Source organism: Pelovirga sp. C15f, assembly GCF_057178085.1.
This window is the reverse complement of the sequence record NZ_JBXUCV010000004.1, coordinates 23766-39381: the sequence shown is the minus strand read 5'-3', so window position 1 is coordinate 39381 and position 15616 is coordinate 23766. Positions and strand designations below refer to the sequence as shown.

15 protein-coding genes are annotated in these 15616 nt (G+C 54.6%); 11 read left to right on the top strand and 4 right to left on the bottom strand.

Annotation, left to right across the window (positions count from 1 at the left end):
• Positions 1–3: 3 nt before the first annotated feature.
• From murA to AC1931_RS10645, 9 genes are all read left to right on the top strand, one after another.
• Complete coding sequence (gene murA, locus AC1931_RS10685; protein ID WP_483877250.1) at positions 4–1257, top strand: UDP-N-acetylglucosamine 1-carboxyvinyltransferase; 1254 nt, start codon at positions 4–6, stop codon at positions 1255–1257.
• A gap of 5 nt (positions 1258–1262) precedes the next feature.
• The gene (gene hisG / locus AC1931_RS10680) at positions 1263–1925 is read left to right on the top strand and encodes an ATP phosphoribosyltransferase (protein WP_483877249.1); all 663 of its coding nucleotides are present in this window, start codon (positions 1263–1265) and stop codon (positions 1923–1925) included.
• Between the two features lie 17 nt (positions 1926–1942).
• Positions 1943–3232, top strand: a complete 1290-nt coding sequence (hisD, locus tag AC1931_RS10675) for a histidinol dehydrogenase (RefSeq protein ID WP_483877446.1) — start codon at positions 1943–1945, stop codon at positions 3230–3232.
• Positions 3233–3399: 167 nt separating this feature from the next.
• The gene (gene hisB, locus AC1931_RS10670) at positions 3400–3990 is read left to right on the top strand and encodes an imidazoleglycerol-phosphate dehydratase HisB (protein WP_483877248.1); all 591 of its coding nucleotides are present in this window, start codon (positions 3400–3402) and stop codon (positions 3988–3990) included.
• Positions 3987–4610: an imidazole glycerol phosphate synthase subunit HisH gene (gene hisH / locus AC1931_RS10665; RefSeq protein WP_483877247.1), complete on the top strand. Its 624-nt coding sequence runs from the start codon at positions 3987–3989 to the stop codon at positions 4608–4610. Before hisB ends, hisH begins: the two co-directional genes overlap by 4 nt.
• On the top strand, positions 4610–5341 hold the full coding sequence (gene hisA, locus AC1931_RS10660) for a 1-(5-phosphoribosyl)-5-[(5-phosphoribosylamino)methylideneamino]imidazole-4-carboxamide isomerase (protein ID WP_483877246.1): 732 nt from the start codon (positions 4610–4612) through the stop codon (positions 5339–5341). The genes hisH and hisA overlap by 1 nt, the downstream gene beginning before the upstream one ends.
• Positions 5341–6108, top strand: coding sequence for an imidazole glycerol phosphate synthase subunit HisF (gene hisF, locus AC1931_RS10655; protein WP_483877245.1), 768 nt, complete (start codon positions 5341–5343; stop codon positions 6106–6108). The genes hisA and hisF overlap by 1 nt, the downstream gene beginning before the upstream one ends.
• A gap of 16 nt (positions 6109–6124) precedes the next feature.
• Entirely contained in the window at positions 6125–6469 is a 345-nt protein-coding gene (locus AC1931_RS10650) for a phosphoribosyl-ATP diphosphatase (protein WP_483877244.1), read from the top strand.
• Between the two features lie 192 nt (positions 6470–6661).
• Positions 6662–7054, top strand: a complete 393-nt coding sequence (locus AC1931_RS10645; RefSeq protein WP_483877243.1) for an ArsR/SmtB family transcription factor — start codon at positions 6662–6664, stop codon at positions 7052–7054.
• 138 nt (positions 7055–7192) lie between these two features.
• Here the strand turns inward: AC1931_RS10645 and AC1931_RS10640 are convergent, their stop codons facing one another.
• Positions 7193–8686 carry a DUF3373 family protein gene (locus AC1931_RS10640; protein WP_483877242.1) on the bottom strand — a complete coding sequence of 498 codons (1494 nt, stop codon included), beginning with the start codon at positions 8684–8686 and terminating at the stop codon, positions 7193–7195.
• Between the two features lie 436 nt (positions 8687–9122).
• Between AC1931_RS10640 and AC1931_RS10635 the strand changes: the two genes are divergently transcribed.
• Positions 9123–10457 (top strand): peptidoglycan DD-metalloendopeptidase family protein, encoded by a 1335-nt coding sequence (locus AC1931_RS10635; protein ID WP_483877241.1) that lies wholly within the window; start codon positions 9123–9125, stop codon positions 10455–10457.
• Positions 10458–10476: 19 nt separating this feature from the next.
• Here AC1931_RS10635 and AC1931_RS10630 read toward each other — a convergent pair whose 3' ends face one another.
• The gene (locus AC1931_RS10630; RefSeq protein WP_483877240.1) at positions 10477–10875 is read right to left on the bottom strand and encodes a tautomerase; all 399 of its coding nucleotides are present in this window, start codon (positions 10873–10875) and stop codon (positions 10477–10479) included.
• A 97-nt stretch (positions 10876–10972) separates the two neighbouring features.
• Here AC1931_RS10630 and thyX point away from each other — a divergent pair, with 97 nt between their 5' ends.
• Positions 10973–11884 (top strand): FAD-dependent thymidylate synthase, encoded by a 912-nt coding sequence (gene thyX / locus AC1931_RS10625; RefSeq protein ID WP_483877239.1) that lies wholly within the window; start codon positions 10973–10975, stop codon positions 11882–11884.
• Positions 11885–11957: 73 nt separating this feature from the next.
• Here thyX and AC1931_RS10620 read toward each other — a convergent pair whose 3' ends face one another.
• Together AC1931_RS10620 and AC1931_RS10615 are read right to left on the bottom strand one after the other, a co-directional pair.
• On the bottom strand, positions 11958–14543 hold the full coding sequence (locus AC1931_RS10620) for a cytochrome ubiquinol oxidase subunit I (protein WP_483877238.1): 2586 nt from the start codon (positions 14541–14543) through the stop codon (positions 11958–11960).
• Positions 14540–15613, bottom strand: a complete 1074-nt coding sequence (locus AC1931_RS10615) for a hypothetical protein (protein WP_483877237.1) — start codon at positions 15611–15613, stop codon at positions 14540–14542. The genes AC1931_RS10620 and AC1931_RS10615 overlap by 4 nt, the downstream gene beginning before the upstream one ends.
• Between the last annotated feature and the right edge of the window lie 3 nt (positions 15614–15616).

The window sequence follows — 15616 nt, the reverse complement described above, 5'->3', positions numbered from 1 at the left end:
TTAGTGGACAAGATTGTTATCAATGGTGGTGTTCCCCTGCGTGGCGAGGTTGAGGTCAGCGGCGCAAAAAATGCTGCCTTGCCGCTGTTGTTTGCAGCCTTACTGACCGATGGGGTGAGTGAAATCACCAATGTGCCGGAATTGCGCGACATCAACACAGCGATCAAGTTGCTGGGTGAGTTGGGCGCTGATGTGACCATGCACGATCATTGCTGCCGTATCGACAGTCAGCGGATTCAGAGTATCCAGGCTTCCTATGAACTGGTCAAAACCATGCGTGCTTCGGTGCTGGTGCTGGGTCCACTGCTGGCACGCTTTGGCCACGCCCGGGTCAGCCTCCCCGGCGGTTGTGCCATCGGTGCCCGGCCGATTAATCTGCACCTTAAAGGTCTTGAAGCCCTCGGGGCGACGATTCGCATTGACCATGGTTATGTTGAGGCCACCGCGCCACGTTTACGCGGAGGACGGATTTCCTTCGATATCCCGACTGTGGGTGGAACAGAGAACCTGCTGATGGCGGCAGCTCTGGCACAAGGGGAGACGGTGCTGGAAAATGCTGCCCGTGAACCGGAAGTCGTGCAGCTGGCGCAGGCTCTGATGAGCATGGGTGCAAAGATTGAGGGTGCCGGTACGGCTATTATCCATATCCAGGGGGTTGATAGTTTGGGTCCGCTGCATTGCCGGGTTATCCCCGACCGGATTGAGGCCGGCACCTTTATGGTCGCCGCGGCCATTACCGCCGGCGATGTTCTGGTAAAAGGGGCGGTGCGCAAGGACCTTGAAGCCCTGATCAGTAAACTGAAGCAAGCCGGTGCCCGTATCATTGAGGTGGGTGACGCCCTGCAGGTGATTGGACCTGAGAGACCGATGTCGGTAGATATCCGAACCAGTGTTTTCCCTGGCTTCCCGACCGATATGCAGGCCCAGTTCATGGCCCTGATGACCCTGACAGAGGGCAGCAGTCGGATCTCGGAGACGGTTTTTGAAAATCGTTTCATGCATGTGTGTGAATTGCAGCGGATGGGCGCGGATATTCAGATTGATGGTAACAGTGCGATGATTCGGGGAGTCCGTCAGTTAAACGGTGCACCGGTTATGGCGACGGATCTGCGCGCCAGCGCTTCGCTGATCCTGGCCGGGCTGGCTGCTGAAAATACCACAGAAGTTTCGAGGATTTATCATCTTGACCGGGGTTATGAAGGGATTGAAAAAAAACTGGCAACGCTGGGTGCCCGCATCCGGCGCGAACGGGAGTGACGCTGATGAATGACTGGATTACCTTTGCTCTGCCCAAGGGGCGGATTATGCAGGATTCGATGGAACTGTTCAGCAGAGTCGGCATCACCTGCCCGGAGATGAACGAGGACAGTCGTAAACTGGTCTTTGAAAATCCCGAACAGAAGCTGCGTTTCATGTCGGTGCGGGCCACCGATGTGCCCACCTATGTGGAATACGGCTGCGCCGATCTGGGGGTGGTGGGCAAGGATACGCTGCTCGAACAGGGAAAGAAACTCTACGAGCCTCTTGATCTCAAGTTCGGTTACTGCCGTCTGGTCGTGGCTGAACCCAAAGGGCTGAGGAACTCAGACAATCCGATGAACTGGTCAAATATTCGCGTGGCCACCAAATATCCAAATATTACCGAGCGCTATTTCGCCGCCCGCGGCATTCAGGTTGAGCTGATCAAGCTCTATGGTTCCATTGAGCTGGCCCCCCTGGTCGGTTTGTCCGAGCGCATTGTCGACCTGGTATCCACCGGTGGCACCCTCAAAGCCAATAATATGGTGGAGGTAGAAACCATCGCTGAAATTACCAGCCGTCTGATCGTAAATCGTGCCAGCCTCAAAACAAAACATGAGCGGATCAGGGCGATTATCGATGGCCTGGAAAAGATAATTGGTGATGAGGTGAGGATATCGCAATAGCGACGGAGAATGGGATGATCAGCATATTGAGATTCAGCGATAGCGATTTCAGCGAGCGCTTCCGGCGCATTGAAGAGCGTGCGGACGAGATTCCTGCCGGTATTGAAGAGACGGTAAAAGAAATTATCGCCGCTGTCCGTCAGCGCGGTGACGAGGCGGTTTTTGAACTGACAGCACGTTTCGACCGGCTGCAGCTGTCGGCTGCTACCATCGAGGTAACGCCGGAAGAAATTGCCGCAGCCACAGCCTCCATTGATCCCCGTTCACTTAAAGTGCTGGAACTGGCGGCCCGGCGCATTGCCGCCTACCATCAGAAGCAGAAGCAGCAGACCTGGCTTTCAACCGAAGAAGAAGACGTGCTCCTGGGCCAGATGGTTACCCCCCTTGAGCGCGTTGGTATCTATGTGCCCGGCGGCAAAGCGGCCTACCCCTCCTCGGTGCTGATGAATGCCGTTCCCGCCAAGGTAGCGGGCGTTGCTGAGATCATCATGACGGTGCCGATGCCGGGTGGCGACGCCAATCCCTATGTGCTGGCAGCGGCCTCTATTGCCGGGGTCGACCGGGTTTTCAAGATTGGTGGTGCCCAGGCCATAGCCGCGCTGGCTTACGGAACCGCCAGTGTGCCACGGGTCGACAAGATCACCGGACCGGGCAATATCTATGTGGCGACAGCGAAAAAACAGGTCTTTGGCCGGGTCGGAATTGATATGATCGCCGGGCCGAGCGAGATCCTGGTGATTAATGATGGCAGCGGTAACGCTGCCATCATTGCTGCTGATCTGCTGTCGCAGGCTGAGCACGACGAACTCGCCTCGGCGGTGCTGGTCACCAGTTGTGAACAGATGGCTGTGGCGGTGCAGCAGGAAGTGGATAAACAACTGCAGCAGCTGCAGCGCGAGAGTATCGCCCGCAAGTCGATTGACGCTTACGGTGCGATCATTGTTGCTGACAATCTGGATGAAGCGATCCGTTTTTCCAACCGTATCGCCCCCGAGCATCTGGAGTTGGCAGTGGCCGATCCTTTTGCGATTCTGCCCCAAATCCGCCACGCCGGCGCCATTTTCATGGGACATCACACCCCCGAAGCTGCGGGCGACTATCTGGCCGGGCCGAATCATACATTGCCGACCGGCGGTACCGCGCGCTTTTTCTCGCCCCTGTCGGTGGAGGATTTTGTCAAGAAATCGAGTATTATTTCTTTCTCTGCTGCCGGTTTAAAGCGGCTGGGCCAAGAGGTAGTACACCTCGCGGAACTGGAAGGACTGGAAGCCCATGGCCGGTCGGTGTCGTTGCGGCTGAAGGATTGATATTGACTGCAATAAACCAGCCACGAAATGCACAGAAAAAACACCAAGACAGGATTTAGAATTCAGGAGATAGAATCCAGAAGAAAGACAACACCTCCTATATTCTGTATTCTATATTCTGCATTCCCCCTCTGTGGTAAAAAATTGTACTTTTAAAAGAGGATATTATGACCAGATCAGCCATGATCGAGCGTGAAACCAGGGAAACGGCTATCAGTATCACCCTGAACCTTGATGGTAGCGGCCAGCATGAAATCGACAGTCCGGTGCCTTTTTTCAATCACATGCTCAGTGCGGTAGCGCGTCACGGTTTTTTTGACCTGATTGTCAAGGCCAGCGGTGATATTGAGATCGATGCTCACCATACGGTGGAAGATCTGGGTATCGTTCTCGGAGAAGCTTTCAAGAAGGCCTTGGGTGACAAGGCCGGAGTACGGCGTTTCGGGCGGGCGATCATGCCGATGCATGAAGCGCTGGCTTCGGTGGTGATCGATTTTTCCGGGCGCCCGTTCCTGGTGTTTAATGTCGAGCTGCCGAAAGCCAAGGTCGGTGAATTCGATACCGAACTGGTTGAAGAATTCTTTGTCGCCTTCTGTAATCACTCCGGCGCCAATATTCACGTGAATCTGGCCTATGGTGACAATCTCCATCATATCATCGAGGGAATTTTCAAGGCCTTTGGGCGGGCTCTGGATGAAGCAACGAGTATTGACCCCCGCATCCATGGAGTTTTGTCGACCAAGGGCACGCTTGAATGATCAATATCATCGATTATGAAATGGGCAATCTGCGCAGTGTTGCCAATGCTTTTGAGCGCCTGGGGCTAAACGCGCGGATCAGTTCTGATCCACAGGATATCGCAAGCGCCGACAAGGTTGTACTGCCGGGCGTCGGGGCCTTTCGTGACTGTATCGACAATCTGCGCCATGGTGGGTTTGTCGCGCCCTTGCTTGAACATATCGACAAGGGCAAGCCGCTACTCGGTATCTGCGTCGGGATGCAGATGCTGTTTGATGAGAGTGAGGAGTTCGGCCGCCACCAGGGATTGGGATTAATTCCCGGGCGGGTGGTGCGCTTTCCCGCTGACATGGTTGCGCACGGTGAACGCCTCAAGGTGCCGCACATGGGGTGGAACACCCTGGAGCTGCGCAGGGAGTCACCCCTGTTTAAGGGAATTGCCGACGGCAGTTACGTCTATTTTGTTCATTCCTACTATTGTGCCGCAGACGATCAGGAGGATGTTGCTGCCAGCTGTTGCTATGGCGATATTGAATTCTGTGCGTCCCTGTGGCGTAACAACATCATGGCAACCCAGTTTCATCCGGAAAAAAGCCAGGATCTGGGTCTTAAGATTTTTCGCAATTTCGGAGACTTGTAGTGATTATTTTACCGGCAATCGATTTAAAGGACGGACGCTGTGTGCGTCTTGAGCAGGGACTGATGGCCAAGGATACGGTTTATCATGATGATCCGGCAGCCCAGGCGCGTATCTGGCAGGAGCAGGGCGGGGAGTATCTGCATATCGTTGATCTGGATGGCGCTTTTGCCGGGGTGCCGAAGAATCGTGAGGCGATCAAGGCGATCATTGCTGCGATCGATATTCCTGCTGAACTCGGCGGCGGCATCCGCGATCTGGCGACCATCGAAGCCTACCTCGACCTGGGGATCGAGCGGGTAATTCTGGGTACTGTCGCCAAGGAGAATCCGGCCCTGGTGCAGGAGGCTTGTCATTTGTTCCCCGGCCGGATCGTCGTCGGTATTGATGCCAGGGATGGACTGGTCGCCATCCGTGGTTGGGCAGATGTGACCGAGAAAAAGGCCACCGAGCTTGCAAAAGAGATGGAGGTATTTGGTGTCGCTGCCATTATTTACACCGATATCGCCCGCGACGGCATGATGCTGGGACCGAATATTGAAGCGACTAAAGCCCTGGCCGAATCGATCAGTATTCCGGTTATTGCTTCGGGCGGGGTTGCTTCTCTGGATGATATCCGTCAGTTGCTCACCATCGAAGCGTCCGGCGTCAGCGGCGTGATCACCGGCAAAGCAATTTATACCGGCGCCCTTGATCTGCGCGCCGCCGTCGCCCTGACCAAAGGAGCGGTCTGATGCTGGCCAAACGGATCATCCCCTGTCTTGATGTGAAAGACGGTCGCGTCGTCAAGGGCGTCAATTTTGTCGACCTGCGTGACGCCGGTGATCCGGTTGAGGCGGCTGAGGCCTACTGTGCCCAGGGTGCCGATGAATTGACCTTTCTTGATATTACTGCCAGCAGTGATAACCGTGGGATTATCCTCGAAGTTGTCGCCCGCACCGCCGAACGGGTGTTCATGCCTTTGACGGTGGGCGGTGGGGTGCGGGAAATAGCTGATATCCGTAACCTGCTCAATGCCGGAGCCGACAAGGTATCAATCAATACGGCGGCGGTTCAGCGTCCTGAGCTGGTGCGGGAAGCGGCGCAGCGATTCGGCAGCCAGTGCATTGTCGTGGCTATTGACGCCCGCCAGGTGCCTGGCAGCGATCCCTTGGCCTGGGAGGTCTATACCCACGGTGGCCGCAATCCGACCGGCATTGATGCGGTGGCCTGGGCCAAACAGATGGAAGCATACGGCTGTGGTGAGATCCTTTTGACCTCCATGGACTGTGACGGCACCAAGCAGGGCTACGATATCGCTCTGACCCGAACCATTTCCGACGCGGTCGCTATTCCGGTGATCGCTTCCGGTGGTGTCGGTAATCTAGAGCATATCCGCGCCGGTTTTGTCGAAGGGGGAGCGAGCGCGGCTCTGGCGGCCTCGATTTTTCACTTCAAGGAATATACTATCGCCGAGTGCAAAGACTATCTGCGCGAACATGGCGTCATCGTTCGTCTCTGATGAAAGCAGGAATGGCATGAGTTCTGAAAACAAATCCACCAACCCTGACATTCTGGATGCTGTCTATCAGATCATCCTGGAGCGCAAGCAGCTTGAGCCCGGGGAAAAATCCTATGTGAAATCCTTGTATGACAAGGGTCTTGACAAAATCCTCGCTAAACTTGGTGAAGAGGCTACCGAGACGGCGGTTGCCGGTAAGGGAGGGGACCCGGATGAGGTGGTCTATGAAGCGGCTGATCTGATTTTTCATCTGCTGGTGCTGCTTGGATATTTCGAGCTGCCACCGGAAAGAATCTATGCCGAACTGCGTCGGCGTTTTGGTGTTTCCGGTATCGACGAGAAGGCGTCGCGCGCTACCTGAAAAGACCCGGTTCGCCTTAAAACTAGCTGAAAAAAAAGAAAAATTTGCATGAGTGCGGCTGGTTGTGATATTTATGTCTGATACAATTTAGCATTCTTTGCAGGGGTTTTTATTTTCCGCCCATGTTTGAGCCTTGCGATGACTTTGGTGCTGTCATTAGTAAAATGGCTTTATTGAAGAGAGGAATTAACTATGGGTACGACAACCAGTCTCAGTGAGGTCGCTGCGCCAGGCAGCAAAACCCGGCAACAGCAACTAATTCCTTTGGAGATGATGGAGTTTGCCGCTGAATGTCTGCGCACCCTGGCCCATCCCCACCGCTTGCGGATTGTCGAGATTCTGCTTGATCATGAAGAGTCGGTCGGTGAACTGGCGCGTGCCTGTGACCTGCCCAGCCATATGGTCTCTGACCATCTGCGGATCTTGAAGGATCGCGGTTTTCTCGATAACCAGCGCCAGGGGCGCAAGGTCTTTTACCGCATCGCTGAACCGGCACTGGGTGATATTATGAACTGCATTCATAAGCGCTTTGGCGCCCAGGGTCAGTGTATCACAGCGGAGGAAATTACTCGCGCCGTACGTTAACCTGTCAACCTTTCCAACGGCACGGATTGACATTAGTTGTTGCTGAACCCTTGATCCACAGCGTCGATAAAAAAGCCGGACCCTTAAAAAGGGTCCGGCTTTTTTTGTCATGCTTTGATGCTGCTGTGCTTGTGTGTCTTAGAACTTGACGTCGAAGCTGGCGTAGACCTGATCAGCTGATTTGACGGTCAATATTCCCATCTGGGTAGCGATTCCCCGCTCCTGGGCGCTGTCAATGTCGTATGGCTTGACATTCCAGTCCAGAGAACCGGTGTAATTGTAGCGATAGTGCTGATAGCCGACGCGGATACTGGCGGCGCCAAGCTTGGCAACGGCTTTGCCGGGCAGGTCATAGATACCGTAAACTTCGTAAACGTGACCGCGGGTGGCGAGCTTGGATGCATACATGTCGTCGTGGCCCGGGCTCATGCCGATCCAGTATTCACTGCCGTAGTTATATTCCGCACCAACCTTGAAGTTGCTCCTGGGGATATCGAAACGGCCACCAACATAGATGGAGTAGCCATCTTCAGAGTCGGTGTTCGGTCCCGAGAGCATCATCATCATGGCCATGGGATCGTTAAACAACCCTTTGCTGTTAGGATCAGTACGGCTCCATGCTCCATTGACGAAATAGTTGAAATTCTCGACTTTGTCCATGTAGAGCAGTGAGGTGTGATAGATATCACCGATATTTTGACGGCCACTGGGGAACATTGCCGCGAACTGCGGGCTTTGTTCCAGCATGGGGCTGATGTCAGGGTAGTTGAAAACATCCATCGCGACGTAGGACTGCAGATAAACAAAACGGTTGTTCTTGTTATAGATATCCCAGCTGATGCCGGCGAAGTCGGTATCGTCGAGGGTGTTTTCCCCTAAACCGGCTTCGTAACCGCGGCCGTAGCAGAAGCGGATGCGGCCGGGCAGATCCACCAGACCAAAGAGATTATCGTAGGCGTAACCCAGGGTGGCACCGTCAAAGGGCCAGTCCATGTAGGCGACCGGGGTAGCCATGCGGCTGCTGTTGTTCAGGCGCAGTTGGCTGGGAGGTCCATCGGTGGTGGGGCGACGACCCATGGAGAGCCAGAAGTTGCTGCCACCGAAACCTGCCCAGTTGAAGATGGCGCGATCCACGACCAGTTTGTCGTCTGCGGGGGTGCGACTGGAGTTTCCGTCGATGGCCGGATATCCACCGAAGAATCCCGCATTGTCAGTTGGGGTGTTCTGCATTCCCCAGGCCTTGTACATGGTGAGGCGACCGACAAAATTTACATTCTCCAGAGCCTGCACCCTCATGTTCAGACGCAGACGGTTGGTGAACAAGGCGTCGTTTTTGTCTGTTGTTGTGGTGTTGGCTGAGGTGTAGCGATCGCGGCTGTAGTAGTCATAACGGGTGCGAAAGTCACCGGACCACTCGAAGCGACTGCTCATGTCATCATAGATGGTTTCGTCGATTTCAGTAAGAAACTCTTCCTGCTGCTCTTGCTGTTGACGCATCTGCTCAAGCTGCTGCTGGAGTTCCATTGTCTGGCGGTTCAGGGCCTCAATACGTTCCTCGAGGGTCGCTGCCAGTCCGCTGACGGGCAGGGCCAGCAGGCCGACCAGTACCAGAATACCAAGTGCCTTATTCATCTTTCCTCCTTGTGGTGGGTGGTGAGTGTGGGCCGGGAAGTTGAGCGGCAGGATCCCGTTACAAGGCCAACAATGGCCAACTTGCACTAAAAGCTCACACTTCGATCAAATGTGGCAAAAATTATCAGTCGCGTTTATATGTCGAAATGTCTCGACAGGTCAACATAAAAATGGAGCGGGCATTCTTTCTGGTGTGGTTTTTTGAGCTGAAGGATTCAGCTGTCAGGACTTCAGGGCCTCCCGGAAGGTGCAACCTTGTTCTGTTTGGCGGTGATTGCCAGACACCGCCTTCTTGTGCTAAAAACCGGTATCGTCAGGGATCTGCCCAGCGGCAGTTTAAGGCTGGAAATAATTGTGGATTCCGTGTAAAGTGGAAAGTTAGAGATTTCTATCCCTCCCACTATTCGTTGACCACGCAGCCATTGAGTCGTCATTTATGAACGCAAGCTGGATACTATCACCTCGGGAACGTAAAGCCCTACGCCGCAAGCGCATGTTGCGGATAGGACTTGTTACTGTGGTGCTGGCTGGCCTGTTTGGTTATTTTGTTTCCATTCCGCACCAGCGTCAGAAGCTTCCGACCAGTGTTGAAACAGCATTGGAACCGGTTAGTGACAAACGTCTTGAAGCTGTTGTCACGCCGGCTGCAGTCCCCCCCGCCGAAGAGGCCGACGAGCGAGTTGTTCTCCACCAGATCACCAACGGTGATACCTTAAGTACCATATTTGATCAGCTCGGCATCCACAGTGTGATGTACCAGATCCTTGCCGCCGACGAGTCGCTGCTGGCCCTTGATGTGCTGCGCCCCGGCCAGCATCTGACCTTTACCTTTGATGAGGACGGCACACGGTTGCTGAGCATGGAGCTCTTTATTGACCCGGGCAAACAGGTTCTTTATTCCCGGTTTGATGACGACAGTTTCGGCTACGAAGAGGTTATCCACCCAGGCCGGTGGCAGCAGCAGCTGCTTGATGGTGAAATCAACGGCAGCTTTTATCTGTCGGCTATAGGTGTCGGTTTAAGCGAGATGGAAACGGCCAACATTACTAACCTGTTCCGGGATCATCTCAACTTTGCCCGTGATATGCGCGCCGGGGATCGTTTCCAGGTGGTGCGCAGTCAGCAGTTTGTCGACGAGGAGTTTACCGGCCAGAGTCGTATTGAGGCGGTACGGATTGTGCGCCGGCATCGCGAACATACGGCCTTTTTATTTGAGGATGGCAGCTACTACGATGATAACGGGGAAAGTCTGGCCCGTGCCTTCCGGCGCTATCCCATGGGTGGCCAGTACCGTATCAGTTCTGCTTTTAATCCTGCCCGCAAACATCCGATTACCAGGCAGGTGCGCCCTCACAACGGGGTTGATTTCGCTATGCCGACCGGTACCCCGATCCTGGCAACCGGTGATGGGGTTGTAACGCGGGTGATGAGTCATCCTTATGCCGGCAAATATGTCGAAATCCAGCATGGCAGCCAGTATCTGACCCGTTACCTGCACCTGCATCGGATTCTGGTGAAGCGCGGCCAGACGGTAAAGCGTGGCGAGCGGATTGCCCTTTCCGGCAACACCGGGCGGTCAACCGGCCCTCATCTGCACTTTGAATTGCATGTTCGCGGTCGGCCGGTCAATCCGATCAAGGCCAATATCCCGATGGCGGCTTCTGTTCCTAAAGACAAGCGGACCGATTTTAACCAGCTGGTTGAGCAGCTGGTTGCGGTGATGGAAAACGGCAGTCACAAGATCGCTGCCGTTGACGGAATTCGCCAATAGGAGTCTTTTAGTCTCAGCTTCAGTCTGCCAGCGGATCTTCCCCTTCCTGCCAGCCCGCCAGATAACGTTCAAGCAGGTGGAAGTCTTCCCCTTTGTGCTCGGTGAGGGTGACGTACATATGCTCTTTGGGGATCTGCCAGGTGTCGTGCAGTAGTTGCATGAAGCCCAGCGTCAGCTCCCGGCGCTGTTGGATGGTTCGCCCCTCACGGATATCGGCGTTGACGAGGGCCACCCCTTTTTCCGGTTCTTTGACTCGTCCGATCGACAGATTGTAGGTTCCGAATTCACGGATCGAAATACTGATGTGATCGGTTCCGGTATCCATAATGGTAGAAAACAGCCGCCGGACTTTTTCAGCAAAAGCAATTTTAGCGCTATCTTCCAGAGGGCGATTGATTTCAAATTGCAGGTGAGGCATAAAATTCTCCATTTTAGGATATGTGGGGAAGTGTTGCGGACCGCGAGATTATAACATAGTTCTATTGTCTTGGAACCCCAGCCAGAGGATTTTAGAAGTGACAACCCAACTGACGCGCCCATCCAGCCCGGAGCTTGATCAATTACTTGGCCACGCTTTTCCTGTACTCGACGACGGTTTTGTCCGGCTTGTCGATTACATGGGGAATGATTCTTCCATTGTCCAGGCCGCCCGGGTTTCCTACGGTGATGGCACCCGTAAAGTGTCGGAAGATCGTGCCCTGATCCGCTATCTGTTACGCCATCAGCACACCACCCCTTTTGAGATGTGCATGCTCAAGCTCCATGTACGTGTGCCGATGGATAGCTGGCGCCAATGGATTCGCCATCGTACAGCCAGCGTCAATGAATACAGTACCCGCTACTCCATCGCCATTGATCGCGCCCAGATGACACCGGCTGATAGCTGGCGCCGGCAGGCGCAGGACAACAAACAGGGCAGCAGTGGTCTTTTTGCGCTGGCCGAAGGGGAACAGTTCAGTGCCGCTGAACAGGAGTTGCACCGCCTGAGTAAAGAAGTTTACCAGCAGCGCCTCGACGCCGGGGTCGCCCGCGAACAGGCGCGCAAGGATCTACCCTTAAGCACCTATACCGAGGCTTTCTGGCAGATTGATCTGCACAATCTATTGCATTTTCTGGCCCTGCGCATGGACAGCCACGCCCAGTTGGAGATTCGTCGCTATGCTGAAACCATTGGCGAAAAGATCGTCAAGCAGTGGGTGCCGGCGACCTGGGAAGCCTTCCAGGATTATCGTTTCGGGCAGATGACCCTGTCACGCCAGGAGCAGGAACTGCTGACGCTGGTCGTCAATGGTCAGGCGGCAATGGCGGTCGCCTGGTGTACCAGAACCGGTTGGGTCAAGCAGAAACAGGAACGCCAGATTCTCTCGCGTGAGGCGAAAGAATTTGCGGTCAAGCTGGCAAGTTTCGGACTGACACCACCCTGGTAGACCGCAGGCAACATGGTGCTTAAAACAACAAAAAAGGCAGCCTCGGATAGGCTGCCTTTTTGCTTCAGGGCGGTTACTGGCGCAGTGAGTTGGGATGGTGGCCTTCAAACTCCTTAGCGACAGTATGGCAGACGGTGCAGTCGTTGCCGATGGGGCGATCGTTGCCCTGGTACTGCAGCGGCTGAATAATATCACGTCGACTACCGTACTTGTTGATCGCCGGGTACAGGGCATGAGTGCTGCCGTGGCAGGCCTGACACATCATAACGCCCATCAGATCCTGTCGGTTGCGAAACAGCTCGTCTTCCACACTCGTCCAGCGGTTAAACGCATCCAGCGACGAACCGACAGCAAAAAAATCATGACAGGTGAGACAGTCGGGTTGTTGGCTCCAGGGTTGGCGCGGGTTGATGGTGTCGACACTGTAGTTTCTGCTGCTTAAGTTTGCCATTAAAACCTCTGCTCCCGCTTTGCCCGTCTGCTGCTCCAGTTTCAGCAGGCTTAAGGAATGCTCTTCCATGGTGCCGTGGCAATGGGTGCAGTTCATAAAGGCTGCATGATGTTCACGGTGAAAATGGGTTGCCCCGTGGGGATCGCCGGCGTGGCAGGAGATGCAGGCCTGGGCGTCATCCCGCTCAGTAAGAAAGTTGGCGTGCCAGCCATGGATGGCGGCTGACAGGTTGAGCAGCGGCGAGGATTCCTCGCCATGGCGGGGATGGCAGGACGCACACGCAAGGGGGGCGCCATCCTTGGCTTGCTGCAGCAAAGTCGTGCCGCTGATGCGGTCATGAACGGCAAGCACATCCAGGGCTGTGGTGTTGCTGATACCGGTTTTATCGTCTACCTTCCAGCCGCCGCCATGACAGTTTTTGCACCCCATTTCGGTGGCAACCGGAACAGTGGTTCTGGTGGTGGCCAGGAGTTCTCCCGACTCAGTGTCGATGGCACTGATGGTAAACAACGGATAGGGGTTTACCTCGCCGGTAGTTGTGTAGGGCACCAGCGGGATGTTATCGGCATAAAACAGAAAACGATCAGCAGCGGCTGCCATGATGCCGGACTTTTCAGCGGCAAGCAGTTGTGAGGTCGATGAACCAGGGGCCTCGTCGATCTGATAGCGGATTTCCACTCCCTCAATAAGCCGTTGAGGTGAATCGCCGCGGCGCACCAGTTGCGCCTGGATCGCGCTGCCCGGTGTCTGGATCTGCCAGTAGTCATCGGCATCACTGAGTTCGCGCATGCCCACGGGGCTCCAGGCCAGAAGCACGTATTCGTCCCGGTTTTTGTCAAATGAAGGAATCTCCACCGGCAATTCAACCGTGGCAACAGTACTGTTGCCACGGCTCAGATTGTATAGATCTTCCGTTTCCGGTTGCTGATTGATCACCCCGACCAGATAGGTTGCCAGTGCCCAGCGCTCATTGCGATTGCCGATAAAGGGCGGCATGTAGGGGCTCATCGTCCCCAGACCGTTGAGTTTGGAGTCCATTCCGAAGACATTGTCGTATTTCTGCACCAATGGCCGGATATCGTTCAGCGGGCCATCAATGGCGTGACAGGCACTGCACTGAAACTTGAACAGTTGATGCCCGACCTCCGCTAAATTCTCATTGGTTGTTTCATCGAGGCCTGTCCAGCGCCCGCTCTTGAGAAATCCCGACTGCATGATCTCGGGGGCGGTACTCACCGGAATCTGATTGGAATACATGTAATGATAAAGGACAAAGGGGCGCCGTCCGCCCTCGCGGACGAACTCAAATGCACCAAAATACACAAAAGCAATAGCTACGACACCGAAGGCAAAGATCTTCTGCAGGCTGTTGGGCAGGCGGATGGTCATGATCAGGGCGGCAATAAAGAGCAGGGGCATAAACCAGAACATGGTGGACAGGTAACTGGTAAGTTCCGGCGATTTTTCCAGGATCATGGAGCGTTGCGGCTCGGGAAGGGCTTTTAGATACCACCAACCACCCGTTACCATCAGAATGAAGGGGAGAACAACCCAGCCGGCGCAGGTGCGCATGATTTTCTGCCGCAGTGCGGCATCCTTGATATAGGCACCAGTGACAAAGCCAAACACGCCGCATATGACCAGGGACAGACCGGTGCGAAACACCAGTGACGGCCAGAAGCTAGGGTTGAAAAAGCCGGACCAGAAATTCTGGTTGTCGCTCCAGCCGCCAGGAGTGAGCATAAAGCCGATGATACCGTTGATCAGGAACAGGGACATCCAGGCACAGAAGAAATAGATCATTCCCACCCGCATGTGGTTTTGCCGGCCCATCTTGCCGAAGGTGTAGAAGTAGATAAACAGGGCGATGATTTCTGCCAGAAAAAAGACCCATTCCGCGGCCCAGCCGAACACGAAGATATGGATCAGGGCGGAGGTGGCTCCCGGACTGACCAGGGAGATAATCCACCAGATGCCGACGCCGGTCATGCCGCCGAAAACCATGGTCAACAGCAGAAAAAATTTGCTGTGTTTTTTTACGTAATCGAGCAGGCCCTGGTCTTCTTCCTGATAGGCCTTGTTTTCCATGGCGACGAGAAACAGCCCACCACCGACGGCGAAGTGGGCGACAAAGACATGGACAACGGCAATCAGGGCAATAAGAAAACCGCCACCAAAGGTCGTCAGTTCCCAGACCGGATAGTTCATTTTGCTACCTCCTTACCGCAATTCAGCGCCAGCTTGATCATGTAGACAATCAGGGCCAGGCCGCCGACCAACACCAGTAAAAAGAAAATCAGAGGGGAATACTGGGTGGCAACCTCAAGATCACCAAGACTGAAGTAAGGCTGCAGATAGGCTGTGCGCACCAGATCACGCATCAACACCATGACAATCATCAGCACCAGGGTGAGACTGCAGGTGGCCATCACCCGCTGACGGTAACCAAAGTGCAGAACCGCCAGGGTCAGTAGTAGGCCGACAACCAGTAACCCGGTTCCCAGGCTACTTCCACCCATAAAGATCATCATGACCTCGCGTGGCAAGGCGATCAGAAACCAGATGCCGACGACGAGCTGTAAAGCCGTTGCCAGGGTAAAATAACGCATCCCCTTGTTGATCAGCGCCGCCGGATCAACAAGGCTTTTGCGCCAGCTAAAATGACCGATCAGGGCCAGATACAGTCCGGCAACCGCCACCGCGCCGATGATAAAATGCAGATAGCGGGGGATGACCGAGGGGTCGGAAAGGTTCAACAGGGTGCCGCCGCTATTGGTAAAGTACGCCAGCCAACGCTCCGGTTGCAGCATCAGGGTCATGTTGTTGGTAAACAGGAAGGCGATGAACAGCATCAGAACCACTGCGACCTGGGCGAAAAAAACGGCAGGCTTACCCAGCCTGTCAAACTTGAAATCATAGATATAGGCGGCGTAATAGGCAAAAATCAGCATGGCGATAATCGCCAGCCACCAGACCGCCATCAGCACTGAACTGGTATAGATGAACTGGCCGTAGAGCACCTGCAGAAAGAGTAGCGGCGCCACACCGAAATTGACGGCAAAGGCGATGGTGTAAGGCCACTTGTAGCTGAACTCCCGGCAAAGTAACCGATCCTGCTCGGTTTTGCGAAATGAGCTGATGAGCGTGATGATGCCGCCGCCAAGCATGGCGTTCATCACCAGGAGATGGAGCAGAAAGGTGACCAGCAGTAGAACATAAAACCAGCCCCAGGGTGCTGGTATAATATCAGCAGCGGGAACAAGCGCGGCAGGATCCATGGG